This window comes from Agromyces sp. Y558, assembly GCF_059445415.1.
Map to the genome: position 1 here is coordinate 257908 of NZ_JCAIUH010000002.1, position 23902 is coordinate 281809.

24 protein-coding genes are annotated in these 23902 nt (G+C 68.5%); 15 read left to right on the forward strand and 9 right to left on the reverse strand.

Annotation, left to right across the window (positions count from 1 at the left end; genetic code table 11):
• The first annotated feature begins 39 nt into the window (after positions 1–39).
• On the forward strand, positions 40–882 hold the full coding sequence (locus AC1C2T_RS12995) for a carbon-nitrogen hydrolase family protein (protein WP_495385589.1): 843 nt from the start codon (positions 40–42) through the stop codon (positions 880–882).
• On the opposite strand, the gene AC1C2T_RS13000 is transcribed toward AC1C2T_RS12995, so the two are convergent.
• Positions 869–2086, reverse strand: a complete 1218-nt coding sequence (locus tag AC1C2T_RS13000) for a pyridoxal phosphate-dependent aminotransferase (protein ID WP_495385590.1) — start codon at positions 2084–2086, stop codon at positions 869–871. The two genes, AC1C2T_RS12995 and AC1C2T_RS13000, sit on opposite strands and share 14 nt — an antisense overlap.
• Positions 2087–2250: 164 nt before the next feature.
• Between AC1C2T_RS13000 and AC1C2T_RS13005 the strand changes: the two genes are divergently transcribed.
• The 5 genes from AC1C2T_RS13005 (at position 2251) to AC1C2T_RS13025 (ending at position 8514) form a co-directional block, all read left to right on the forward strand.
• Complete coding sequence (locus AC1C2T_RS13005) at positions 2251–4092, forward strand: S1C family serine protease (protein WP_495385591.1); 1842 nt, start codon at positions 2251–2253, stop codon at positions 4090–4092.
• Positions 4093–4243: 151 nt separating this feature from the next.
• Positions 4244–5275: a glycosyltransferase family 2 protein gene (locus tag AC1C2T_RS13010; protein ID WP_495360578.1), complete on the forward strand. Its 1032-nt coding sequence runs from the start codon at positions 4244–4246 to the stop codon at positions 5273–5275.
• Between the two features lie 5 nt (positions 5276–5280).
• Positions 5281–6093 carry a CDP-alcohol phosphatidyltransferase family protein gene (locus AC1C2T_RS13015; protein WP_495360577.1) on the forward strand — a complete coding sequence of 271 codons (813 nt, stop codon included), beginning with the start codon at positions 5281–5283 and terminating at the stop codon, positions 6091–6093.
• Between the two features lie 85 nt (positions 6094–6178).
• Positions 6179–7024 (forward strand): glycosyltransferase family 2 protein, encoded by an 846-nt coding sequence (locus AC1C2T_RS13020; protein WP_495385785.1) that lies wholly within the window; start codon positions 6179–6181, stop codon positions 7022–7024.
• A gap of 185 nt (positions 7025–7209) precedes the next feature.
• Positions 7210–8514, forward strand: coding sequence for a CDP-glycerol glycerophosphotransferase family protein (locus AC1C2T_RS13025; RefSeq protein WP_495385592.1), 1305 nt, complete (start codon positions 7210–7212; stop codon positions 8512–8514).
• A 126-nt stretch (positions 8515–8640) separates the two neighbouring features.
• On the opposite strand, the gene AC1C2T_RS13030 is transcribed toward AC1C2T_RS13025, so the two are convergent.
• The 3 genes from AC1C2T_RS13030 to AC1C2T_RS13040 are packed head-to-tail and all read right to left on the reverse strand — an operon-like array spanning position 8641 to position 10907.
• Positions 8641–9093 (reverse strand): GbsR/MarR family transcriptional regulator, encoded by a 453-nt coding sequence (locus AC1C2T_RS13030; protein WP_495385593.1) that lies wholly within the window; start codon positions 9091–9093, stop codon positions 8641–8643.
• On the reverse strand, positions 9086–9892 hold the full coding sequence (locus tag AC1C2T_RS13035; protein ID WP_495385594.1) for an alpha/beta fold hydrolase: 807 nt from the start codon (positions 9890–9892) through the stop codon (positions 9086–9088). Before AC1C2T_RS13035 ends, AC1C2T_RS13030 begins: the two co-directional genes overlap by 8 nt.
• Positions 9893–9911: 19 nt before the next feature.
• Complete coding sequence (locus tag AC1C2T_RS13040) at positions 9912–10907, reverse strand: hypothetical protein (RefSeq protein WP_495385595.1); 996 nt, start codon at positions 10905–10907, stop codon at positions 9912–9914.
• A gap of 152 nt (positions 10908–11059) precedes the next feature.
• Between AC1C2T_RS13040 and AC1C2T_RS13045 the strand changes: the two genes are divergently transcribed.
• Both AC1C2T_RS13045 and AC1C2T_RS13050 read left to right on the forward strand, forming a co-directional pair.
• Positions 11060–12421, forward strand: a complete 1362-nt coding sequence (locus tag AC1C2T_RS13045; RefSeq protein ID WP_495385596.1) for an HNH endonuclease — start codon at positions 11060–11062, stop codon at positions 12419–12421.
• 150 nt (positions 12422–12571) lie between these two features.
• The gene (locus AC1C2T_RS13050) at positions 12572–12982 is read left to right on the forward strand and encodes a hypothetical protein (RefSeq protein WP_495385597.1); all 411 of its coding nucleotides are present in this window, start codon (positions 12572–12574) and stop codon (positions 12980–12982) included.
• 20 nt (positions 12983–13002) lie between these two features.
• Here the strand turns inward: AC1C2T_RS13050 and AC1C2T_RS13055 are convergent, their stop codons facing one another.
• On the reverse strand, positions 13003–13767 hold the full coding sequence (locus AC1C2T_RS13055; protein ID WP_495385598.1) for an ABC transporter ATP-binding protein: 765 nt from the start codon (positions 13765–13767) through the stop codon (positions 13003–13005).
• Between the two features lie 23 nt (positions 13768–13790).
• Positions 13791–14618 (reverse strand): ABC transporter permease, encoded by an 828-nt coding sequence (locus tag AC1C2T_RS13060; protein ID WP_495385599.1) that lies wholly within the window; start codon positions 14616–14618, stop codon positions 13791–13793.
• 103 nt (positions 14619–14721) lie between these two features.
• On the opposite strand from AC1C2T_RS13060, the gene AC1C2T_RS13065 reads away from it, so the two are divergent.
• A complete protein-coding gene (locus AC1C2T_RS13065; RefSeq protein WP_495385600.1) occupies positions 14722–15264 on the forward strand; it encodes an ECF transporter S component in 543 nt (180 codons plus the stop codon).
• 203 nt (positions 15265–15467) lie between these two features.
• Here the strand turns inward: AC1C2T_RS13065 and AC1C2T_RS13070 are convergent, their stop codons facing one another.
• On the reverse strand, positions 15468–16160 hold the full coding sequence (locus AC1C2T_RS13070; RefSeq protein ID WP_495385601.1) for a phosphocholine cytidylyltransferase family protein: 693 nt from the start codon (positions 16158–16160) through the stop codon (positions 15468–15470).
• Positions 16161–16400: 240 nt separating this feature from the next.
• Positions 16401–16991 carry a hypothetical protein gene (locus AC1C2T_RS13075; protein ID WP_495385602.1) on the reverse strand — a complete coding sequence of 197 codons (591 nt, stop codon included), beginning with the start codon at positions 16989–16991 and terminating at the stop codon, positions 16401–16403.
• A gap of 508 nt (positions 16992–17499) precedes the next feature.
• Between AC1C2T_RS13075 and AC1C2T_RS13080 the strand changes: the two genes are divergently transcribed.
• Genes AC1C2T_RS13080 through AC1C2T_RS13090 form a run of 3 tightly spaced genes read left to right on the forward strand, consistent with a single transcriptional unit; the run spans position 17500 to position 20145 of the window.
• Positions 17500–18297 (forward strand): ABC transporter ATP-binding protein, encoded by a 798-nt coding sequence (locus tag AC1C2T_RS13080; protein ID WP_495385786.1) that lies wholly within the window; start codon positions 17500–17502, stop codon positions 18295–18297.
• Positions 18273–19847 carry a hypothetical protein gene (locus AC1C2T_RS13085; protein ID WP_495360565.1) on the forward strand — a complete coding sequence of 525 codons (1575 nt, stop codon included), beginning with the start codon at positions 18273–18275 and terminating at the stop codon, positions 19845–19847. The genes AC1C2T_RS13080 and AC1C2T_RS13085 overlap by 25 nt, the downstream gene beginning before the upstream one ends.
• A gap of 10 nt (positions 19848–19857) precedes the next feature.
• Entirely contained in the window at positions 19858–20145 is a 288-nt protein-coding gene (locus AC1C2T_RS13090) for a DUF3039 domain-containing protein (RefSeq protein ID WP_495360564.1), read from the forward strand.
• 110 nt (positions 20146–20255) lie between these two features.
• Here the strand turns inward: AC1C2T_RS13090 and AC1C2T_RS13095 are convergent, their stop codons facing one another.
• A complete protein-coding gene (locus AC1C2T_RS13095; RefSeq protein ID WP_495385603.1) occupies positions 20256–21575 on the reverse strand; it encodes a nicotinate phosphoribosyltransferase in 1320 nt (439 codons plus the stop codon).
• Positions 21576–21630: 55 nt separating this feature from the next.
• On the opposite strand from AC1C2T_RS13095, the gene murI reads away from it, so the two are divergent.
• Genes murI through rdgB form a run of 3 tightly spaced genes read left to right on the forward strand, consistent with a single transcriptional unit; the run spans position 21631 to position 23886 of the window.
• Positions 21631–22494: a glutamate racemase gene (gene murI / locus AC1C2T_RS13100; RefSeq protein WP_495385604.1), complete on the forward strand. Its 864-nt coding sequence runs from the start codon at positions 21631–21633 to the stop codon at positions 22492–22494.
• The gene (rph, locus tag AC1C2T_RS13105; protein WP_495360561.1) at positions 22491–23264 is read left to right on the forward strand and encodes a ribonuclease PH; all 774 of its coding nucleotides are present in this window, start codon (positions 22491–22493) and stop codon (positions 23262–23264) included. The genes murI and rph overlap by 4 nt, the downstream gene beginning before the upstream one ends.
• A 4-nt stretch (positions 23265–23268) precedes the next feature.
• On the forward strand, positions 23269–23886 hold the full coding sequence (gene rdgB, locus AC1C2T_RS13110; protein WP_495385605.1) for an RdgB/HAM1 family non-canonical purine NTP pyrophosphatase: 618 nt from the start codon (positions 23269–23271) through the stop codon (positions 23884–23886).
• Positions 23887–23902: the final 16 nt, after the last annotated feature.

The following is a 23902-nucleotide window of genomic DNA, read 5'->3' on the forward strand; positions in this document are numbered from 1 at the left end:
GGCTCCGGGCGTGCCGCCTCGAGCAAATAGGCTGAGCACATGCAGAGCACGACCGAGGGATTCGGCGTCGCGGTCGCCCAGTTCGCGCCGACCGACGACGTCGCCCGCAATCGCACCGAGATCGCGCGCCTCACCGAGCTCGCGGTCGCGCGTGGCGCCCGACTCGTCGTCTTTCCCGAGTACTCGAGCTACTTCACGCCCGAGCCCGGTGACGACTGGCGGGTGGCGGCAGAGCCCCTCGGCGGCGACTTCACGGCACATCTCAGCGCCATTGCCGACCGTCTCGGCGTGCACCTCGTGGCCGGCATGATCGAGCGGCTCGAGAGCGAGAGCGAGAGCGACCGCGAGAGCGACGACCGCCGCGTCTCCAACACGGTCGTCGCACTCGCACCCGGCGTCGGCATCGTCGCCCGCTACCGCAAGCTCCACCTCTACGACGCCTTCGGGCAGCAGGAGTCGGCCTGGGTCGCCCCTGGAGCGATCGGGCCACCCGAGATCTTCGAGGCCGGCGGCCTCCGCTTCGGCCTGCAGACCTGCTACGACGCGCGATTCCCCGAGGTCACGCGGCGCATCGTCGATGCCGGCGCCGATGTCGTCTGCATGCCCGCCGAGTGGGTGCGCGGACCGTTGAAAGAGGCGCACTGGCGAGTGCTCACCACGGCGCGCGCCCTCGAGAACACGATCTACGTCGCCGCCGCCGACCACGCTCCGCCCGTCGGCGCGGGCAACAGCATGATCGTCGACCCCATGGGCGTCGAGCTCGCCACGATCGGCGAGGCTACGGATGTCGCGGTCACCTGGGTCTCGAAAGAGCGCATCGATGCCGTGCGCCGGGTGAACCCCGCCCTCGCGCTGCGTCGCTTCGACGTCACCCCGCGCTGAGCGCGGCGAGCCGGGTGCTCGCCTCTTCGAGCACGTCACGCCGCTTGCAGAACGCGAATCGCACGAGGCTCGCGTACGCGGGCCGGCGATCGGCGTGCACGAAGGCCGTGACCGGCACGCCCACGACCCCGGCACGCTCCGGCAACTCGCGGCAGAACGCCGCGGCATCCGATGCACCGAGCGGCGCGGCATCCGCGACGATGAAATATCCGGCCGGCGGGAGCGACACCGTGAACCCGGCAGCGGTGAGACCGGCGGCGAGCAGGTCGCGCTTGGCCGAAAGGGTCGCCGCGGCATCCGTGAAGAATGCGTCTGGCAGGCCGAGCCCGGCCGCGATCGCCGGCTGGAACGGCGCGCCGTTGACGTACGTGAGGTACTGCTTGACGGCGAGCACGGCCGTCACGAGCGGCGCCGGCGCGGTCAACCAGCCGACCTTCCAGCCGGTCGTCGAGAACGTCTTGCCGCCCGAGGAGATCGAGATCGTGCGTTCACGCGCCCCCGGCAGTGTCGCGATCGGCGTGTGTGCGACGCCGAACGTGAGGTGTTCGTAGACCTCGTCGGTGACTATGAGCGCATCGTGCCGTTCGGCGAGCTCGACGATGAGCGCGAGAGTCTTGGCGTCGAGCACGGCTCCGGTCGGGTTGTGCGGCGAATTCACGAGGATGATGCGCGTGCGATCGGTGACCGCCGCGCGAAGCTCGTCGGGATCGGGCCGCCAATCGGGGAACCGGAGCGGCACCGTGCGATGCACGCCGCCGGCACGAGCGATCATGGCCGCGTACGCGTCGTAGTACGGCTCGAACGTCACAACCTCATCGCCGGTGTCGACGAAGGCGAGCAGCGTGGCCGCGAGCGCTTCGGTCGCGCCGGCCGTCACGAGCACTTCGGATGCCGCGTCGAGCTCGATGCCGTAGCGCCGCTGTTGGTGCGCGGCGATCGCCTTGCGCAGCACCGGCATGCCCATGCCCGGCGGGTACTGGTTGACTCCGTCTGCGATCGCCTGGCGAGCGGCCTCGAGCACCTCGGCGGGGCCGTCTTCGTCGGGGAACCCCTGCCCGAGGTTGATCGCCCCGGTTCGGGTGGCCAACGCACTCATCTCGGCGAAGATCGTCGCGGCGATCGTGCCCTCGGACGAGAGGAGGCCGGCGCCGGCCGCGGTGCGCTGCCATGGGGCGAGGCTCGATGCGGGGGAGAAGTCGCTCACGTTCTCACCGTACGCGAGGGTGGGGCCGGTACGCTGGCGCAGGCAGCGACGCTCCCGGGTCGTGTTCGGACGAATCCCGGCTCGGGGATAGCAGAGTCATAGACTCCGCCGATCAGGGACACAGCTTGCGGCGGGATGCTGGCATCGCTTGGAAGGAGCACACCATGACCGACACCACAGATGGCGCCACGGGGGAGCCCCGCGAGGCCGACGTCACCCCGACGCCCGCAGACGCTGCAACGCCCGCAGACGCTGCAAGCGCGACCCCTGCAATCCCCACCACTTCCGCTGCACCGACCGACTCGGTCGCCGCAGCGCAGACCGAACCGCCGGCTGCGCCTGTCGCTCCGGTTGTGCCTGAAGCGCCCGCCGCCCCTTCGGCCGCGCCTGAAGCTCCGGCTTCCGCGACATCCGCCCCGGCAACTCCGGCCCCGGCGACTCCCGCTCCGGCCGCGACGGGCACGGTGTACGAGCCCGGGCAGCAGCCCCAGCCCTACACCGCCCCGCAATACACGAAGCAGCCGGCTCAGCCCGCGGCCGTGGCATCCGCTGCCCCGCAGCCTGCTCAGGCGCCCGCCCAGCCCGGCCAGGTTCCGCCCGCTTTCGGCGGGCCTGCTGCTCAGCAGCACGACACCCAGCAGCACGAGACCCAGCCGACCGTGCCCCTCGCGGGCGTGCCGATCCAGGGCGCCGACGACGGCGCTCCCGCCGCTCCGAAGCAGCGACGCGTCGGTCTCGGCGTCGCCGCCGCGATCGTGGCGGCCGCCCTCATCGGCGGCGCATCGGGCGCCGGCATCAACGCGCTCATCGCGAACAACAACGGCACGCCGGCGAGCGAGAGTGCGGGCACAGCGCAGAACATCGTCGTGAACGACACCGACTCGGTCAACCAGATCACGGCTGCCACCGCCAAGGCGAGCCCGAGCGTCGTCACCATCTCGGTGTCGGGTTCCGAGTCCGGTGGCACGGGTTCGGGCATCATCCTCTCCGATGACGGCTACGTGCTCACGAACACGCACGTCGTCACGCTCGACGGAGCGACCGGCGAGCCGACCATCCAGGTCAAGACGAACGACGGGCACCTCTACGAGGCCGAACTCGTCGGCACCGACCCGCTCTCCGACCTCGCGGTCATCAAGCTCGTCGACGCATCGGGCCTCACCCCGCTCGAGTTCGCCGACTCCGACAAGCTCAACGTCGGCGACACGGCGATCGCGATCGGCGCGCCGCTCGGCCTTTCGGGCACTGTGACCAACGGCATCGTGAGCGCCCTGAACCGTTCGATCGACGTTGCCTCCTCTGCTGCGCCGACGACCCCCGACGACTCGGAGGGTGACCAGGGCGACAGCGGCGACCAGGGCGACAGCGGCGACCAGGGCGAGCAGCGCGGCCAGGGCGAGCAGGGCGACGACGGATCCGGCAGCCCGTTCGACTTCTTCTTCGACCTGCCCGACCCCGACGGCGGCGAGCCGCAGCAGCCGAGCGCATCCGCCGGACAGGTCGCGCTTCCGGTCATCCAGACGGATGCCGCGATCAACCCGGGCAACTCCGGTGGCGCGCTCGTCGACTCCGAGGGCAAGCTCATCGGCGTGAACGTCGCGATCCTCTCCACGGGCGGCGCGGCATCGGGCGAGACGGCCGGCAACATCGGCGTCGGTTTCGCAGTGCCGTCGAACCTCGCGAAGCGCATCGCCGATGACATCATCGAAGACGGTTCTGCCAGCCACGGCCTGCTCGGCGCGACGGTCACGTCGGCCGAGGCCGAGGGATCGAGCGACACCGTCGGTGCGCTCATCGCCGATGTGCCGGCAGACGGTGCGGCCGCGAAGGCGGGCCTGAAGGCGGGTGACGTCGTCACCGAGTTCAACGGGGTGCCGATCACCGATCAGACCGACCTGACCGCGCAGGTGCGCGCCCTCCCTGGTGGCGCCGAGGCCGAGCTCACCTACACGCGTGACGGTTCGTCGCAGACGGTCACCGTCACCCTCGGCACGTTCGAGGGCTGATCGAACGACGACCCGGGCGGCGGGTCCGGATCCGAAGGGATCCGGGCTCGCCGTCGCCGTCTGCCCATCCCGTGTTCTCGCAGGCACCGGCTGCTAGGCTCGATCGACCCGAGCGCGAGTGAGGAACATGCCCGAGCAACACCCTGAAGCGATGCCTGCGTCGCTCCTCGGCGTCTCCTACGTCATGCCGGTGCTGAACGACGCAACGCATGTTCGGGCCGCCGTCGAGTCGATCCTCGCGCAAGACTATTCCGGCCCAGTCGAGGTGCTCATCGCTCTCGGCCCTTCGATCGACGGCACCAACGAGCTCGTCGCCGACCTCGCGGCACGCGATGCGCGCGTGCGCGTGCTCGACAACGAGGTCGGCTCGACGCCGGCCGGGCTGAACATCGGCATCAGGGCCGCGCAGTACCCCGTGGTCGTGCGAGTCGACTCGCACTCGATGCTGCCGACCGACTACGCCCGCATCGCGGTCGAAGAGCTCGAGCGCACCGGCGCTGACAACGTCGGCGGCATCATGGATGCGCAGGGCGAGACGCCGTTCGAACGTGCCGTCGCCCTCGCCTACACGACCAAAGTCGGTCTCGGCGGCTCCGCGTTCCACGTCGGCGGCACGGCGGGCCCCGCCGAAACGGTCTACCTCGGCGTATTCCGCCGCTCCGCGCTGCTTCGGGTGGGGCTCTTCGACGAGACGATCAAGCGCGGGCAAGACTGGGAGCTGAACCGGCGCCTCCGCGAGACCGGTGGCACCGTGTGGTTCACCCCGCGCCTCGGCGTGACGTACCGGCCACGCTCCTCCCTCGGCCGGCTCGCGAGGCAGATGTTCTCGACCGGGCTCTGGCGCGGCGAACTCGCACGTCGCTTCCCGTCGGCGAACGGCATCCGCTACTTCGTACCGCCCGTCATGGTGCTGGGGGTCGCGATCGGCCTCATCGCCGGCATCGGCGGCCTTGTGCAGGCGGCACTCGGCGTCGCGCCGTGGCTGCTCCTCGGTTTCGCCGCGCCGATCGTGTACCTGCTGTTCGTGGTGGCGGCGGTGCTCGTGTACGCCCGAGGGCGCGGCGCGAGCACGGCGGCGTGGTTTCTCGTAGTGTTGCCCTGCATACACGTCTCGTGGGGAGTGGGGTTCGTGCTCGGATACCTGGCGCTGACGAGCAACATCGCAAGGCACACGGGAAGGTGACGTCGATGTCACAAGCCGGTCCGGTCACCACGAGGCCCACGAGCATCGCCGAGCTGCGCGAGGTGACCCAGCCGCCCGAGGTGAGAGGTCGACGCAACGCCGAGCACTGGACGGCGTCGCTCTACCTCCGCAAGCTCTCGCCATACCTCACGTGGATGCTGCTGAAGACCTCGATCTCGGCGAACGGCGTGACGGGGCTCATGATCCTCGTCGGTTGGTCCACGGCCGCGGCCCTGCTCATCCCCGGCATCTGGGGTGCGCTTCTCGCCGTGGTGCTGGGGCAGCTGCAGATGCTCGTCGACTGCTGCGACGGCGAGGTCGCGCGTTGGCGGCGTACCTCGTCGCCTGCGGGTGTCTTCCTCGACAAGGTGGGGCATTACACGACCGAGGCGCTCATTCCGCTCGCGCTCGGCATCCGCGCAGCGGCGTATCCGCTCGAGTTCCCGGCCGACTTCCTGTGGACCACGATTGCCGCACTCCTCGCCCTCGTGATCGTGCTCAACAAGGCGCTCAACGACATGGTGCACGTCGCTCGTGCCAACGCCGGTCTCGCGAAGCTCGCCGACACCCACGGCGAGACCGCTCCGCGCGGCGGGCTCGTCGCCAAGCTCCGCAAGACGGCGCGGTTCCTGCCGTTCCATCGCCTGTACCACTCGGTCGAGCTCACGCTCATCGTGTTCGCGGCGGCGCTGGTCGGGCTCATCGCCGGCCAGCCCCTCGTCGACCGCATCGTGCTCGCGGCCCTGCTGCCGCTCGCCATCCTCTCCGTGATCGGGCACTTCGTCGCGATCATGGCCTCTCGTCGTGTCCGTTCCTGAGCTTCCAGAGCATGTCGAAGGGAACTCGCCCGCTTCGACAGGCTCAGCAAGCGAACTGCCCCGCGTCGGTGTCGTGGTGCTCACGATGGGCACCCGTCCCGATGACCTCGCCCGCGGCATCCGGAGCATTCTCGCCCAGCAGGGGGTCGTGACCGACGTCGTCTGCGTCGGCAACGGCTGGGACCCCGCGACCGCTTCGCCGGCGCTGCCGGCTGGCGTGAAGACGCTGCACCTGCCCGAGAACCTCGGCATCCCGGCCGGCCGCAACCGCGGGGTGCCGCTCGTGACGGGCGAGTCGCTCTTCTTCCTCGACGACGATGCGTTCCTGCCGAGCGGGACCTTCCTGGCCGACGGATGCCGCGTGCTCGCCGACCGGTCAGAGGTCGGCCTGCTTCAGCCGCGTGTCGTCGACCCGACTGGCCGGGTCTCACCGCGGCGCTGGATTCCGCGCATCCGCAAGGGCGACCCCGCCCACTCGAGCAACGTGTTCTCGTGCTGGGAGGGTGCGGTGCTCATGCCGCGCGCAGTGTTCGATGCGACCGGCGGCTGGGCCGACCCGTTCTTCTACGCGCACGAGGGCATCGAGCTCGCGTGGCGGGTGTGGGACACCGGGCACGTCGCCTGGTACGCCGGAGACCTCGAGGCGGCCCATCCGGTCATCGATCCGGCTCGGCATGCGTACTACTACCGGCTGAATGCCAGGAACCGCGTCTGGCTCGCGCGCCGCAACCTGCCCGCAGTGCTCGTGCCCCTCTACATCGGCTCGTGGACCGCGATCCAAGTGTTGCGGTGGGCGCGCAACCCGTCTGCCCTCCGCGCCTGGTTCGGCGGCTGGCGTGCCGGGTGGCGTGAGTACCCGGGGGAGCGCCGCCCGATGCGATGGCGCACGGTGTGGCGCATGACCCTTGCCGGCCGGCCGCCATTGGTGTGACTTCGTCGCCCGAGGAGTGGAACCGTTCGAGTTCACTGAGGGTGCTCCGATTTCTGATCTGAAGGCAGGTCGGGCGACCCGCCTATTCCCCCTCTCGCGTGTGACCCGGTAACGATCGGCTCTCAGTGCGCCCGCCGCGCCCGCCACGAGGCATCCGCTCAGCCCGGCCTCGCTACCCTTGGAAAGTGGGATTGAGGAAAGACGCGCGTCGAGCCGTCAAGCTGGCCAAGGACATCATGTGGTCCAGGCGTGCGCAGCGCTCGCTCGGCGTGAAACTCGCCGAGCAGCAGCCGCTGCCGCCCCACCGCTTCCGCATCGGGGTGTACTTCGCCGACGGCAAGGTCAATCTCTACCAGCTGCGGCAGTGGTACGCCCCGCTCGCCGAACTCGCCGAACGCCACCCAGTGCTCGTGCTGAGCCGGGCATCGGGCGCGGCACTCGCCCTGCTCGACGAGTCGCCGTTGCCGGTCGCGTATGTGCGCCGCGTGGCCGATCTCGAACAGGTCATCCAGGAGCAAGACCTCCACGTCATCCTCTACGTGAACCAGAACGCCAAGAACTTCCAGATGATGCGCTACGGGCGTCGCTGGCACGTGTTCATCAACCACGGCGAGTCCGACAAGATGTACATGACCACCAACCAGTTCAAGGCCTACGACTACGCCCTGATCGCTGGGGATGCTGCGAAGGCGCGGCTCGAGAAGGTGCTCTGGGACTATGACTTCGACAAGCGTGCGATCCCCATCGGACGCCCGCAGGCCGACCACTACCTCGATGACACCTCGCTGCCGTACCCGCAAGACGGTCGTGAGGTCGTGTTGTACGCACCGACCTGGGAGGGCGACCGCGATGCCGCGGCCTACGGCTCGATCGCCTCGCACGGCGTGTCGCTCGTGCAGGGTCTGATCGCCACGGGGCGTCACCGGGTGATCTACCGTCCGCATCCGCGGTCGGGAGTCGTCGACCCCGCGTACGGCGCGGCGAACCGTGCCATCATCGCCGCGATCGCGACCGCGAATGCAGCCGACCCGGCCGCACAGCACATCTACGACGACGGGCCGAAGCTGGGCTGGCAACTCGCGGCGGCCGACGTCGCGATCGTCGACATCTCCGCGATGGTCTACGACCGGCTCGCCGCCGGCAAGCCGTTGCTCGTCACCCGGCCGGCGAACCCTGAGGCGCAGATCGACGCCTCGGGCTACCTGCAGGCGTGCGAATGGCTCGAGGTGACGGATGGCGCGGCGATGGTCGCGCGCGTCGATGAGGTCGCCCACGACGACGCGGCCCTCGAGCGGCTCGGCGTGTGGGTCGAGCGATACTTCGGCGACACGACGCCGGGCGTCACCACGGCGCGATTCCACGCAGCCATCGATCACCTCATGAGCGAATGGGAGCGGTTCGCCGCCCTGCACGAGGCCGACGGTGAGATCGATGAGCGCGACGTGCGCGCGAACGACGACGAAGACGACGGCGACACGATCGCGGTCTGATTCGTCGCGGTGCGCGGTGCGCGGTGCGGGTGCGCGGGCGCGCCGCGCGCCGTCGCCGCGCGCCGTCGCCGGGTGCCGTCGCCGGGTGCCGGCGTTGCGTGCCGGCGCCCGCCGCAGGATCGCGGATCAGCCGGCCTCGATGCTCCGATGCCGGCGCAGCATCTCGTCACCGGCGTCGACATAGCCCTCGAAGAGTCCGGTGACGGCGCGGAGGCGCTCAGCCGCCCGCGCGTCGCCGGTGAGCGACTCACCGGAGCGCAGCGTGCGGATGAACACTCGGGTGCGCTCGTGGCTCGCCGCGAGCAACTGCTCGAATCCGCCGACCGCCTCGACGCGGAGGCGCCGACTCCCGGGCTGGGCGATCGTTCGAGCGAGTCCCCACGACACCAGTTCGCGAACCGCAGTGCTGACGCTGCCGGTGCTGAGGCCCAGCTCGGTGCCGATGGTGTCGAGCGTGGCCGGTTCAGTACTGAGCAGCAGGTATCCGTAGAGCCGACCGGTCGCGCGGGAGAGCCGCCAGATGGCGAGCGCATCGCCGACGGATTCGATGAACTCCGCCCGTTCGTCGTGCTCAGGCACGTGGCGCCGCCGCGAGGATGTCGAACAGCGCCGCCGTGGCCGCTTCGGGCGCATCGAGGGTGACCACGTGACCTGCGCCCGCGATCACTCGCTCGGCGACGCCTTCGGCCTTCGCCCAGGCCGGCATCGCCGTGGCGATGTTCCCGGTGCGGTCGAGTTCGCCGCGGACGAGGCCGAGCGGAACGGACACCCGGTAGTCGGCGTCGGGCTCGACGAACTCGACGGTGGCACGCCAGACATCGAGGAACACTCGCTTCGGCATGCGCGCGAAGACTGCTTCGGCGGCGGCGATCGCGTCGGGCGTCACTGCCGAGGCGCGAGCGAGCAAGCCGGGCAGCCGTGCAGTGGGAATGAGCGACAGTGCGGGGGCGGCGAGCCGCAGTGCGAGGCGTTCGCCGCGCGAGAGCGGGCCGGTGTTCCAGGTCGAGTCGACGATGACGAGCGCACCGACTCGTCGCGGTTCGCGCCGGACCAGGGCTTGGGCGACGTTTCCCCCGAGCGAGTGCCCGATGAGCACCGGACGCTCGAGATCGAGGTGATCGAGGAGCGCCGCGAGGTCGTCGAGTGCGGCATCGGCGGTGAATCGGATGCCGGGTGCGAGCTGCGATTCGCCGTGCCCGCGTTGATCGAAGCTCACCACCCGGTGACCGGCCTCGTGCAGGGCGAGCGCTTGCGCGGTGAACATGGAGTGGTCGATGCCGGCGCCGTGCACGAAGACGGCCGGTTGTGCGTGACCGTCGAGCACCGCGAAGCGGAGTGTCGCACCTGGACGATCGAGTGTGCGATCTAGATTCAGCATCTTCTGAAGATAGCAAACCTCAGCTCGAGTCGTGGGTCTCTCCGGCTGCGTCGGGAGACTCCGAAGTGTCCTCGTCGCCGGAACGCCGTGTGATCGCACCCCTGGCAGCCCGCCCTGCGGCACGCCCAGCCGACTGGATGCCACGGCTCGCCGAGAGGGCAGCGCCTCCGACGGCGCCGCTGACCCGCGACATCCGTGCCCCGGCGGCGCGCAGCATCGAGTCGCCTTCACGCGGCTCGAGTTCGAACGGGAGCACCGCAGGCGCCTGGCCGAACGCCAGCCGCGACTGGCGCAGCACACGGCGGCCGAGCATGTGATTGCCGGCGCCGCCGATGGCTGCACCGATGCCGAACGGGATCGCCTTGCCGATGATGCCGGCGCCGCCGCGCACCGCGAACTGCTTGATAAACACGCTGCGAAGGCGTTCGACGACGGTGCCCATGACGGCTTTCGGCAGGTTGCTGGTGATGAGCTCGCCCCAATAGGCGTTGCGAGCGACGCCGGTGCCAGAGGCCTGCCCGGCGAGCTGGCGCACGAGATCGACGCCCTCGTTGCCGAGCATCAGGGTCATCACGAGCGCGCGGGCGCGATCGGGGTTGTCGATGACGATGCCGTGCACCTCGGCGACCGACTGGGCGAAGAGCGCGGTGGCCTCGAGGAAGCCGGCCGTCTCGACGCCCGACAGCGCCAGGGTCACGCCGGTTCCGATGCCCGGGATGACCGCGGTCGCGCCGACGGCTGCGCCTCCGGTGGTCACAGCCGCGAGGTAACGGCGTTCGAGGATGCGCACGATCTGCTCGGGCGTGGCATTGGGCGACCTTCTGCGGATGATGCGGAGGTGGGCCACGACGATCGGGCGCTGTATCGAGAGCACCCGGTCGATGCCGCGCTCCATGCCGTGGGCACGGGGCTCCTGTGCGCCGTCTTGGGCGTCGCCCTGCGCACCGGGAACCGAATGCTCCTCTTGGGGGGCATCCGTCTTCATCGAGGTGATCCTGTGTACTCGGTCGGGCATGTGGCGATGATACGTGAGCTGGCTGGGTGTATTCGAGCAACCGACTCGTCCTCCACAGGTGACGTGGCCGTCGATCTCTGCACAGATTTAACGAGGCTGACCGGCTGTTTCCACTCGAACAGGATGTCGGTGGGTGGTGCTTGACTCATCTCATGACGACATCGCACGCGGCATCCGAGACGGCAGCCGGGCCGCGCGCAGCGCTCGCGCCAGAGGTTTCGCTCGATGCCGCACTCGACGCTGCGCTCGTCGTCATCGCTCGTCTCGAATCCGAGCTCCGGGCCGCGCAAGCCGAGCAGCTTCGACAGATCGCCCTCGCCCACGAGCACATGGCGGCGATCGAGTCGCACCCGTCACGCTCGCGGCGTGACGACGACGAGTGCATCCGCCGCGCGATGGTCTCCGAACTCGCGACCACGCTCCGGGTGCACGAGCGCACCGCGTCCCGCATGCTCGCCGATGCCGACGATCTCGCGCACGGGTTCGAAGCCACACACGAGGCACTCGCCTCGGGGGTGATCAGTCTGACGCAGCTGCGCGATCTGCTCGACGCCTCGCACACCTTGCCTGAGGCGTCGCGGAGTGAGTTCGAGGGCGTCGCGCTCGAAAAGGCCGCGTGCATGACTCCGCCTGCGTTCCGGCAGGCGGCGAGGCGACTGCGCGAGCGGATGCATCCGCAGAATCTCGAGCAGCGCCGCGAGTCGGCCCGTTCAGAGCGGCGCATCGCACTCGAGCCCGATGCCGACGGCATGGCGTGGCTGCACCTCTTCCTCGAGGCTGAGCGTGCAGCGGCCATCCTGGCACACGTCGCGCAGTGCGCCTCGCGTGCTGAGGCGAACGACCCGCGCACGCGACGGCAGCGCGAGGTCGATTGCGCGGCCACGCTCCTGCTCGGCTCGTCACCGGCGAACGCCACTCCCTCAGCGGATGCGACCGCGACCGCGACTGCGACCGGGTCCGCGACCGATCTCGGCGTCGTGCGGCCGACGATCTACGTCACCGTGCCGGTGCTGACTCTCCTCGGCTACGGCGAAGAGCCCGCCGAGCTCGACGGGTACGGGCCGATCGACCCGCAAACTGCACGCGAGCTCGCCGCGCACGCACCCTCATTCCAGCGCATCCTCACCCATCCCGAGACCGGCGCGTACCTCTCGTTCGGTCGTGACAGGTACCGGGTGCCGGCCGATCTCGCCGGCTTCCTGCGGCTCCGCGACGGCACGTGCCGGTTCCCGGGCTGCGGTCGAAGTGCAGCGAGCAGCGACATCGATCACACCGTCGATTGGCAGCACGGCGGAGAGACGACGCACCTGAATCTCGCGCACCTGTGCCGAAAGCATCATCGACTGAAACATCTGACACATTGGCGCGTGAGACAGGGGGTCGGTGGCGAAATCCGCTGGACGAGCCCTGCCGGGCGCGATCACGTGAGCGAGTCGGTGCGATTCACGTCTCGATCGTCTCCACCTGCGATGCCTCCCTCCCCACCCACGACATCGCAGTCGCCGGCCGCCTGAACTCCGTCGAGCACGCAGTGAGTGCGCGCAACAAGCTGCACGAAACGTGCAGCACGAAACGTGCAGCACGAATCCGAACACCAACCCGAAAGTGAGCTCGCCATGCCGTTTCCCCTGACACCCGTGCGCCGACCCGAACCGACTGCGGAGATGATCATCACCGCGGCTCAAGAACGACTCACCGACGGGCGTACGCATCCGACGTGCCTGCGCTACCATCGGGCGCGAACCGAGCTCGAAGCGCACCTCGAGAGGCTCGGCGAGGGGATGCTCCTCGAAGCCGGAATCGCGATGCTCGAGATCGAACGAGAAGTCGAACCGCTCGGCGCATTGCTCCGGGTCGCGACCGGCGAAGATCTGCTCTACTCGCTGTGCTCGTTCGTGCGTCTCGAACGATCACCCCGTCTCCCGCTTCAGGATGCGCGAGCACAATTGCGAATTGCCGAGGAGTGTCGGCGCTTCATGACCTCCCGCGGAATCGTCGACGTTCGACATGCCTGCGCGCTCTGGGAATTCGACGACGCTGTCCGGCAGGCGCGCGTATCGCTGCGCTCTCGATGACCGTGGCGCCGTTCGATGCGCTACGACGTGGCGTACTGCGCGTTGTACAGGTCGAGAACCTCGTCGATCGGACCGTCGAGCACGAGAGCGCCCTTGTCGAGATAGAGCCCCCGCGTGCAGAACCGTCGCAGGTCGCGTTCGTTGTGCGAGACGAAGAACAATGTGCGGCCACCAGCGAGCAGCTCGTCGATGCGTCGATAGCACTTCTCGCGGAACGCCTTGTCACCGACCGCCAATACCTCGTCGACCAGCATGATCGGCTCTTCGAGCTGCGAGATCACGGCGAACGCGATGCGCACCTTCATGCCGCTCGAGAGGTGCTTGTACGGGGTGTCGAGAAAATCGCCGATGTCGGCGAACTCGATGATCTCATCGAACCTCTCGTCGATCTGCGTGTTTGTCATTCCGTGCAGGCCGGCCGTGAGGTAGACGTTGTCGCGCACCGTGAGGTCGTCGACGAAGCCGCCCGTGATCTCGATCAGCGGGGCGACGCCGCCCGTGACCTCGACCGTGCCCTCGTCGGCGATCATGACGCCGGCAACGAGCTTCAGCAGTGTCGACTTGCCCTGCCCGTTGCGACCGACCACGCCGATCGCCTCGCCGGGGCGCACCTCGATCGAGACATCCCGCAGCGCCCAGAACTCTCCGGGTCGGGTGCGACGGCGACGCCCCGCGAGGAGGTCCTTGAACGAGCGGCGCCCTCGGCGGTTGCGACGGAAGCGGATGCCGAGTCCATCGGTTCGGATCGCGTAGGGTGCCGCGGTGACGGCGGTCGTGGCATCCAATTCAGATCTCCTTCAGCACCTGGTCAGATCTCCTTCAGCACCTGGCGCTCGGCTGATCGGAACACCCAGAGTCCGACGGCGAGCAGCACGACCGACATCAGAGCTGCGATTGCAACATTGAACCAGTCGAGCTCTTCAGGGAAGAAGCCGGCGCGATACAGCCCGAAGATGCCCGAGAGCGGGTTGAACGCCGCCCAGAAGTGCAACTCGCTGGGCAGGTCGGTGACGCCGTAGATGATGGGGGAGGCGTAGAACAGGAACCGCAGCACGAGTTTGACGGCCCGCTCGAGGTCCCGGAAGAAGACCACGAGCGGCGCGACGATGAGCGCGACACCCGCGGTGAGGATCGCCTGCAGCAGGATCGCGAGCGGGAACAGTGCGAGTTCCCAGTGCAGCGATTGCCCGAGATCGATGACGAAGAACACGATGACGAACAGCGCGAGCACCGGAAGCGCCAGCAGGAACTCGATGCCCTTCGACAGCACGATGCGGTTCACCCAGATGGTGCGTGGGATCTTCGTCGATCGGATGAGCTTTGCCTCTTTGAGGAACGCCCGCGTCGAGTCCGAGACCGCCCCGTTGAACCACATCCACGGCAGCAGTGCCGAGAGCAGGAAGACGATGTACGGATCGGTGCCCACCGGCCGCTGGAACACCTGCGTGAAGACGAACCAGTAGATGCCCGCCATCACGAGCGGATCGAGCACCGACCACACGTAACCGAGCGCCGATGTCGAGTAACGCACCTTCAGATCGCGCGTCGTGAGCAGCCACAGCGAATGCCGGTACCGGGCCCACGCCGTCCGCTGCAGCGGATGCGCGTCGCCGTACGCGGCAGATGCGGTGCTCATCACGCCTCTCATCGTAGATGCCACCCTCCAACGGAAATGCATCGGCGAGGTAGATTTGAACGCAGATGGGTGGCAAGTGCCGAGCCCAGTCGGAAGGAGCCTCGTGCACCGCACCAGCACCCGTGTAATCCTCAGTTGCGCCGCGATCGGCGTCGCTGGTGGGCTCTTCGCCGCCGGGGCGGGGTATTTCGCCGGGCTCATCGCCGGCATCGCGCCGATGCTCTACGGCATCACCATCGGCTCTCACTTCCTGCCGAGTGCCGTTGCCCTCGCGCTGCTGAAGCGTCCGGGCGTCGGCCTGCTCACCGGGTTCATCGCCGGCCTCGTCGGCGCGGCGTTCGCGCCGCATTGGATCCTCCGGTTCCTCGGCACCGGCCTCCTCGTCGGCGCCCTGCTCGAGTTGCCGTTCTTCATCACCCGGTACAAGAACTGGTCGGCGTGGCTCTACTACGTCGCCGCCGGGGCATCCGGACTGCTGCTCGCCGCGGGCACGTTCATCGCGCTCGGCCCCGAGCACTACGCCCCGTGGTTCTGGGCGCTCTACCTCTCGCTCTTCACGCTCAGCCCGATCGTGTTCACCTGGCTCGGTCGAGTGATCGCAGCATCATTGGCGCGGGCCGGAGTTGCGCGCAACCTCACCACCTGAGGGCTGTGCGCCGGAGCCGAAGTCGGGTGACGCAGAGACAGAGACGCAGAGACAGAGACGCAGAGACTGAGACGCAGAGACAGAGAAGAGCGGATGCCTCGAGGCATCCGCTCTTCTGTTCTGCTGCTGTGCTACTTGCGGTGCTGTGCTACTTGCGGTGCTGTGCTACTTGCCGTGCTGCGTTACCGGTGCTGTGGTGCAGGTCACACGAAGTGGTTGGCTCGCTCGAGGTCTTCGGCGAAGTCGATCTCGACCGCGTACAGGTCGGAGATGTCCATCGGCTCGACGAGGAGGCCGTTCTTCTCGATCGCGAGCTCGAGGCCGCGTTCGAAGTAATCTTGATCGCCCACGTGCTGCAGGTGCGCGAGGAAGGTCGCCTTGTCGCGGCTCGAGATGTAGTTGATGCCCACGGCCTCGCCGAGACCGCCCCTGACGGTCTTCGAGAGCTCTTTGATGTAGCCCTCGGCGCTCGTGGTGTACTTCACCTCTTCGTCGGACACCTTCGAGGTGTTGACCGTGACCATCGACTGGTCGCGCGCGATGAACGGCAGCGCGCGATCGAGGATGCGCGGGTCGAAGACGACGTCGCCGTTCATCCAGAGCACGCCGCCCGACTGCGAGGCAGCGAGGGCGCGCATGAGGCTCTTCGAGGTGTTCGTCTGGTCGTACTCTTCGTTGTAGACGAAGGACGCCTGCGGGAATGCCTCGATGATGTGCTCGAGCTTGTAGCCGACGACGATCGTGACGTTGGCGTTCGCGCCGAACGCGTGCTCGATGTTGTCGAACTGCTGGCCCATGATGGTGCGGCCGTCGCCGAGTTCGGTGAGGGGCTTGGGGAGGGATCGCCCGAGCCGGCTCCCCATGCCGGCCGCGAGAATCACGATCTGGGTGGTCACTGCATCTCCTTTGGTGGGTCGGATGTTACGGGCGTTCGCCCTCGTCGCCGAGATTTCGCCCGATTATCATCCGGAAGTTCACATATGGACACGCCGTTATGCCGGTCTTCAGGATATCGAGGGGTGCCTGTGGCCCACCAACTGGGGACAAGGTCGTAGTGCGATCGTGATGTTGTCTTCAGGTGATACCCAGCATTGTCAATGCGGATCGGCTCGTCGCAAGGCTCGATTTGGCGGCGCTCATTGATAGGTTGTCTGGGTGACTTCCGTTTCGCGCTCAGAACACGACGACGAAACTGCCGAAGGCACCGGCACGGGGGCGTCCGACACGCGGGGATCCCAACCGGCTCGATCGGCAGGCGCGTCGACGCGCCCTGCGCGCAGCACACGTACAACCGCTGCGAAAACGACGGCCGCACCGGTTGAAACTGCCTCGGCCGAAGCTGTCGACAGCGGCGATGCGACTGCCGCGAAGAGCAGTGCTGCAGCGAAGAGCGCCGAGGCGAAGAGCGCCGGGGCGAAGACGACCACCGCGAAGACAGCGGCGAAGACCACTGCGGCGAAGAGCGCCGGAGGGAAGACGACAGCCGCGAAGAGCACTGCCGCGAAGAGCACTGCGGCGAAGACCAGCGCAGCGACGACGAAAGATGCTTCGGGGAACGTGGCCGACAGCGATGAAGTGACGAGTCCCGCGCCGTCGAAGCGAACCGCTGCGTCGCGCTCGGCGTCGACGAAGGCCGCTGCTGCGCGCGGAGACGCCGCCAAGACTGTTCGAACCCCCCGCACCTCGGCGGCGAAGAGCCAGGTCGGTAGCGCGAGCAGCCGGAGCACGGCGGCCGCTGCGGCGTCGCAGCGTCAGGCTCAGCGGGTCGCAGCCGCACTGACGACCGAGACCACCGCGGCCGAGCGCACGACTCGCAAGGCCGCTACCGAAGAGTCGCCCGCCGCCGCCCTCGAGTCGCCTGTCGTCGCTGAGCCTGTCGCGACGCCCGAGTCGGCGGCCCCGCGATCGGAGATCGACGAGGAGACCGTGGAACGGGTGCCCAAACGCGCACCGGTTCGAACCGCCGCTGCGGTTCAGGCTGCGGCCGCAGTTCAGGCTACGGCGCCCGCTCCGCCGGCAGTCGAGACTCCGGCCGCGCCGGCCGTCGCCGTCCCCGAGGCATCCATCGTCCCCGAGGCATCCGTCGTGCCCGAGACATCCGTCGTGCCCGAGACATCCGCAGTCGTGGAGGCCCCCGCGGTTGTTGCGGGGTCGACGATCGCGTCATCCGGAACCGCTGAGCAGGCTGTCGCCGTCATCGCGGCGCCCAAGAAGTCCGCCGCACGCAAGAAGCGCATGCTGCGACCGGCTCGACCTGCCCCGGCCACGAACGCACCGAAGGTGCTCGCGATCGAGGGGCTCGTGAAGCGCTTCGGAGAGAATACCGCCGTCGACGGCATCACCCTCGATGTGCGCGCCGGCTCGTTCTTCGGCATCGTCGGCCCGAACGGTGCAGGCAAGACCACGACCCTGTCGATGGTCACCGGCCTGCTCCGGCCCGACGGCGGCACCGTACGCATCCACGACATCGACGCTTGGGCGAACCCGCAGGCGGCCAAGCGTGCCACCGGCGTGCTGCCCGACCGACTCCGGCTCTTCGACCGGCTGACCGGCGCGCAACTCCTGTACTACTCGGGCATCCTGCGCGGCCTTGACGGGCGCACGGTGCGCGAGCGCAGCGCCGACCTCATCGCGGCGTTCGGCCTCGAAGATGCCCTCGATCGGCTCGTCGCCGACTACTCGGCCGGCATGACGAAGAAGATCGCCCTCGCGTGCGCGATGATCCACTCGCCGCGACTGCTCGTGCTCGACGAGCCGTTCGAATCGGTCGACCCGGTGTCGGCGGCGAACCTCACCGAGATTCTCGAGCGCTACGTCGCGGGCGGCGGCACGGTCGTGCTCTCCAGCCACGGCATGGACCTCATCGAACGCGTCTGCGACTCGGCCGCGATCATCGTCGCCGGGCGCGTGCTCGCGGCGGGAACGCTCGACGAAGTGCGAGCCGGTCAGACCCTGGAAGACCGATTCGTCGAGCTCGCCGGCGGACGCAAGGCTGCGGAAGGCATGGAATGGTTGCACAGTTTCTCCGACTGAAACTGCGCTTGCTCGGGAACATCTTCCGGCGGAGTCCTTGGCAGGTCGTCGGCATCGTCATCGGGCTGATCTATGGACTGGGGCTTGCGGCGCTGCTCTTCGCGACGCTCGTCGGCCTGCGGTTCGTCGGTGACGTCGAGCTGATTCGCGATGGCTTCGTCGTGGCCGGGGCGGTCACCGTGCTGGGCTTCATCATCGTGCCGCTGATCTTCGGCGTCGACGACACCATGGACCCGCGACGGTTCGCCCTCTTCGGACTGCCCGATCGAACCCTCGCGGTCAGCCTCGCCGTCGCCGCCGTCATCGGCATCCCCGCGCTCGTGCTCGCGATCGTGCTCCTCGGCACGGTGGTCACGTGGTCGCGCGGAGTCGGGGAGACGCTCGCGGCGATCATCGCCGCGGCTCTGGCATTCGCGACGTGCCTTCTGCTCGCGCGCGTGTCGACGGGGCTCGCATCCCTGCTTCTGGCCACCCGGCGAGCCCGCGAACTGAGCGGTGTGCTGGGCCTCCTGCTGATCGTCATGGCCTCGCCGCTCATCGTGGTGCTGGTCACCGTCGACTGGGCGAACACGGGGCTCCGAGTGCTGGAGGCGTTGGCGGGTGCACTCGCCTGGACCCCGCTCGGCGCGGTCTTCGCGATTCCCGGCGACGCGGCATCCGGTGATTGGGGCACGGCGTTCCTGAAGCTCCTCATCGCCGTCGCGACACTCGTCGTGATCTGGTTCGCCTGGCAGTCGCTCGTGGCGAAGATGCTCGCGACACCCGGCCGCGAAGCATCCGCCAAGAGCTATCGCGGCCTCGGCTGGTTCGACCGGATGCCGCAGGGCGCGACCGGTGCCATCGCCGCACGCAGCTTCACCTACTGGTTCCGCGACGCACGCTACTGGGTCTCGCTCGTGATCGTGCCGATCGCGCCTCTGATCGTCATCGTGCCGCTCAGCCTCGCGGGCATCCCGAACCTGTACCTCGGACTCATCCCGGTGCCGCTCATGTGCCTGCTGCTCGGCTGGAGCATGCACAATGACACCGCGTCCGACTCGACGGCGATCTGGTTGCACGTGGTGTCGGGCGTGCGCGGCGTCGCCGATCGTGTCGGCCGTCTCGTTCCCGTGCTCATCACCGGTGTACTCGTGATCGGGCTCGGCAGTGCCGTGACGGTGTTCGTGCTGAACGACTGGCGGCTGCTGCCGTCACTCCTCGGAGTGAGCACCGCGCTGCTGCTCGCAGGCCTCGGTGTCGGGTCGATCACCTCGGCCCGTTTCCCGTACCCGGCAGTGAAGCCTGGTGACAGCCCGTTCCAGCAGCCGCAGTCCACGGGCGGCATCACCACGCTCGTGCAGTCGATCACGATGCTCGGTTCGCTGCTCATCGCGCTGCCAGCTGTGGTGTTCGCCGGGCTCGGCCTCCTCGTCGATCCGGCGTGGCACGCGGCATCCTTCGCCTCGGGCGTCGGGCTCGGCATCCTCGTGCTCGTGCTGGGCGTGCTGGTCGGCGGCCGGGTGTTCGATCGGCGTGGTCCCGAGATCCTCGCTGCTGCGATCCGCGCGTAGAATCGAACGCATGATTTCATCCGTGCGCGTGAGCATCGCCGACCCTGATTCCCCGGGTGGCGGCACCTCCGTTCTCGACCGTGAGCTCGAGAAACTCCTCCAAGACGAGGCCATCGAACCCGGCGACCACGAGCGCTTCTCCCACTACGTGAAGAAGGAGAAGATCCTCGAGTCGGCGATGACGGGCAAGCCAGTGAAGGCACTCTGCGGCAAGAAATGGACTCCGGGGCGCGATCCCGAGAAGTTTCCCGTGTGCCCGAGCTGCAAAGAGATCTACGAGCGGATGAAGTCGGCGTAAAGGGCTCAGCGGTAGGGGCTCCGGGTCTCGATACGCTCGCTGGCGCTCGCTACTCGACCGACGTGAGGTTTCCGGGTCTCGATACGCTCGCCACGCGACCGACGTGAGGTTCAGCGGTACGTCGTCGGAATTACCGGCTCGCCGCGGCCGAGCCGGAACGCCTCGATCGGCAGTTCCTGCATGACCTCGGCGCGGTGTGCTCGCGCGGCCTCCGTGCCGGCACGCCCGAGGAACGCAGGGTCGGCCTGGCCGCCCGACATGAGCTGCACCATGAGCGGGCGCAACCGGCTGCCCGCTTCGAACTCGGCCTCACCGTCGGGGCCGTCACCGACGAAGACCAGCTCTTCACGCGCCGTGAGCGTGGAGTCGAGGCGTCGTGCGGCGTTCTTCCTGCCGCCGACGCTCGCCTTCTGCGTCGACGCCTTCGCGACCGCGACCCACTCGCCAGCATCGTCGCGACGCGCGACGATCTTGAACACCATTCCGGCGGCAGGGAAGCCCGAACCGGTGACGACCGCGGTGCCGACCCCGTACGCGTCGACGGGTGCGCCCGAGAGCCCGGCGATCGTGAACTCGTCGAGGTCGCTCGTGACGGTGATGCGGGTGTCGACGGCGCCGAGCGTGTCGAGTTGCTCGCGCACGGACGCCACGACGGTCGGCAGGTCGCCCGAGTCGATGCGCACGGCGCCGAGTTCGGTACCGGCGACCTTCACTGCGAGCTCGACGCCGCGCGCGATGTCGTAGGTGTCGACGAGCAGCGTCGTGTTCGAGCCGAATGCATCGACCTGCGCGCGGAACGCCTGCTCTTCTGTGTCGTGCAGCAGCGTGAACGCGTGTGCGGCGGTGCCCATGGTCGGAATGCCCCAGGTGCGGCCCGCTTCGAGGTTCGACGTCGCATCGAAGCCGGCGATGTACGCGGCACGGGCCGCGGCGACTGCCGCGCCCTCGCTCGTGCGCCGTGAACCCATCTCGGCGATCGGCCGGCCGAGCGCGACCGAGACCATGCGAGCTGCGGCGCTCGCAACCGAGGAGTCGTAGTTGAGCGTCGAGAGCACGACCGTCTCGAGCAGGACCGCCTCGGCGAAGCTCGCCTTGATGGTCAGGAGGGGCGAGCCCGGGAAATACGCCTCGCCCTCGCGGTACCCCCAGATGTCGCCGGTGAACCGGTAGTCGGCGAGCCAATCGAGCGTCGCAGGCCGAACCACGTCGTGCTCGCGCAGCCATTCGAGCTCGGACTCTTCGAAGCGGAAGCGCTGGATGAGTTCCAGCAGGCGCCCCGTGCCGGCGACGACGCCGTATCGGCGGCCGTCGGGCAGGCGCCTGGCGAAGGCCTCGAAGAGGCTCTCGCGATGGGCGGTGCCGTCGAGTAACGCGGCATCCACCATCGTCAGCTCGTATCGATCGGTGAAGAGCGAAGCAGACCCGGTCACAGAGCAAGCCTATCGAGGAGGGTGCGCCCAGCGGGGACCGCTACGCTTGCATGTCGTGACGGATGCACCGATCGGGATCTTCGACTCCGGGGTCGGCGGGCTCACCGTCGCCCGGGCCGTGAAAGACCAGTTGCCCAATGAGTCGATCCTCTACATCGGCGATCTCGAGCACTCGCCCTACGGTCCGAAGAAGATCGCCGACGTGCGCGGGTACGCGCTCGCCGTGCTCGACGACCTCGTGGCGCAGGGTGTGAAGATGCTCGTGATCGCCTGCAACACGGCGTCGGCCGCGATGCTCCGTGACGCACGCGAGCGCTACGAGGTGCCCGTCGTCGAGGTGATCCAGCCGGCAGTGCGTCGCGCCGTCGCCGCGACGAAGACCGGGCGGGTTGGAGTGATCGGCACGGCCGGCACCATATCCTCTCGCGCCTACGACGACGCGTTCGCGGCGGCGCCGCACCTCCAATTGTTCTCGCAGGCGTGCCCACGTTTCGTCGAGTTCGTCGAGGCCGGGGTGACGACCGGCGATGAACTGCTCGCGGTCGCCGAGGAGTATCTGGCCCCGCTGAAGCGTGCCCGTGTCGACACCCTCGTGCTCGGCTGCACGCACTATCCCTTCCTCAAAGGCGCGATCTCCTACGTCATGGGCGAAGCGGTCTCGCTCGTTTCAAGCGACGTCGAGACGGCGAACGACGTCTACCGCGTGCTCGTCAGTACCGGACTCGAGCGCCGCGCAGCGACCCCGCCGAGTTACCGTTACGAGGCGACCGGTCACTCCACGAGTGCCTTCCTCGACCTCGCCCACAGGCTCATCGGCCCCGAGATCCCGAGCGTCGAGCTCGTCGAGACCGGTACCGTCACCATCCCAGACCACCGATCTGCCAGCAACCGCAGCCGGCTTCGACAGGAGAACGCATGACCGAGGCATCCGAGCCCACCGCAGTGATTCGCGCCGACGGGCGCACCGTCGACCAGTTGCGCGAGGTGACCATCGAACGCGGCTGGAGCGAGCACGCCGAGGGCAGCGCGCTGATCTCGTTCGGCCGCACCAAGGTGCTGTGCACCGCGTCGTTCACGAACGGCGTGCCGCGCTGGATGAACGGCAAGGGCAAGGGCTGGGTGACGGCCGAGTACGCGATGCTGCCCCGGGCGACGAACAGCCGCAACGACCGCGAGTCCGTCAAGGGCCGCATCGGTGGTCGCACGCACGAGATCAGTCGCCTCATCGGCCGCAGCCTGCGCGCGGTCGTCGACATGAAAGGTCTCGGCGAGAACACGATCCAGATCGACTGCGACGTGCTGCAGGCCGATGGCGGCACTCGCACGGCCGCGATCACGGGCGCGTACGTCGCCCTCGCCGACGCGATCGAGTGGGCGCGCGACAAGAAGTTCATCGGCCAGCGCGCGAAGCCGCTCATCGACACGGTCTCGGCAGTCTCGGTCGGCATCATCGACGGCACGCCCATGCTCGACCTCGCCTACGTCGAAGACGTACGTGCAGAGACCGACATGAACGTCGTGGCGACCGGACGCGGTCTGTTCGTCGAGGTGCAGGGCACTGCCGAGGGGGCGCCGTTCGACCGCCGTGAGCTCGACTCGCTGCTCGACCTCGCGCTCGCCGGCACGGCTGAGCTCACGCTCATCCAGCAGCTCGTGCTCGCCGAGGCCACCGCCGCCGCGGGGGAGTGACGCCTTGCCGCTCGAGATCGTGCTCGCCACCCACAACCAGCACAAGGTCGACGAGTTCCAGAAGATCCTGGGCGAGCGGATGCCGGGGGTCACCGTGCTCCCGTACGACGGCCCCGAACCCGTCGAAGACGGCACCTCCTTCGCCGAGAACGCGTTCATCAAGGCGCGTGCCGCCGCTCACCACACCGGGCGAATCGCGCTCGCCGATGACTCCGGCATCGCGGTCGACGTCATGGGTGGTTCACCCGGCATCTTCTCGGCACGCTGGTCCGGGCCGGGCAAGGGGGCGCAGGCGAACCTCGAACTGCTGCTCGCACAGCTCGGCGACATCCGCGACCCGCATCGGGGCGCCCGCTTTCACTGCACGATCGCTCTCGTCGCGCCTGAGGCGACCGGCAGCGCGTTCGAGTTCGCTGCGGTCGGCGAATGGCCCGGTCGCATCGCAACGGATGCCGCGGGCGTGCACGGGTTCGGTTACGACCCGATCTTCGTGCCCGAGGGCTTCGAGGTCTCGGCCGCCGAGCTCGCGCCCGAGGTGAAGAACGCGCACAGCCATCGGGCGCGTGCGTTCGGCGCGTTGCTGCCCCGACTCGAGCGCATCGTCGCCGAGCGCGGCGACTGAGCGCGAAGCCCGAGCG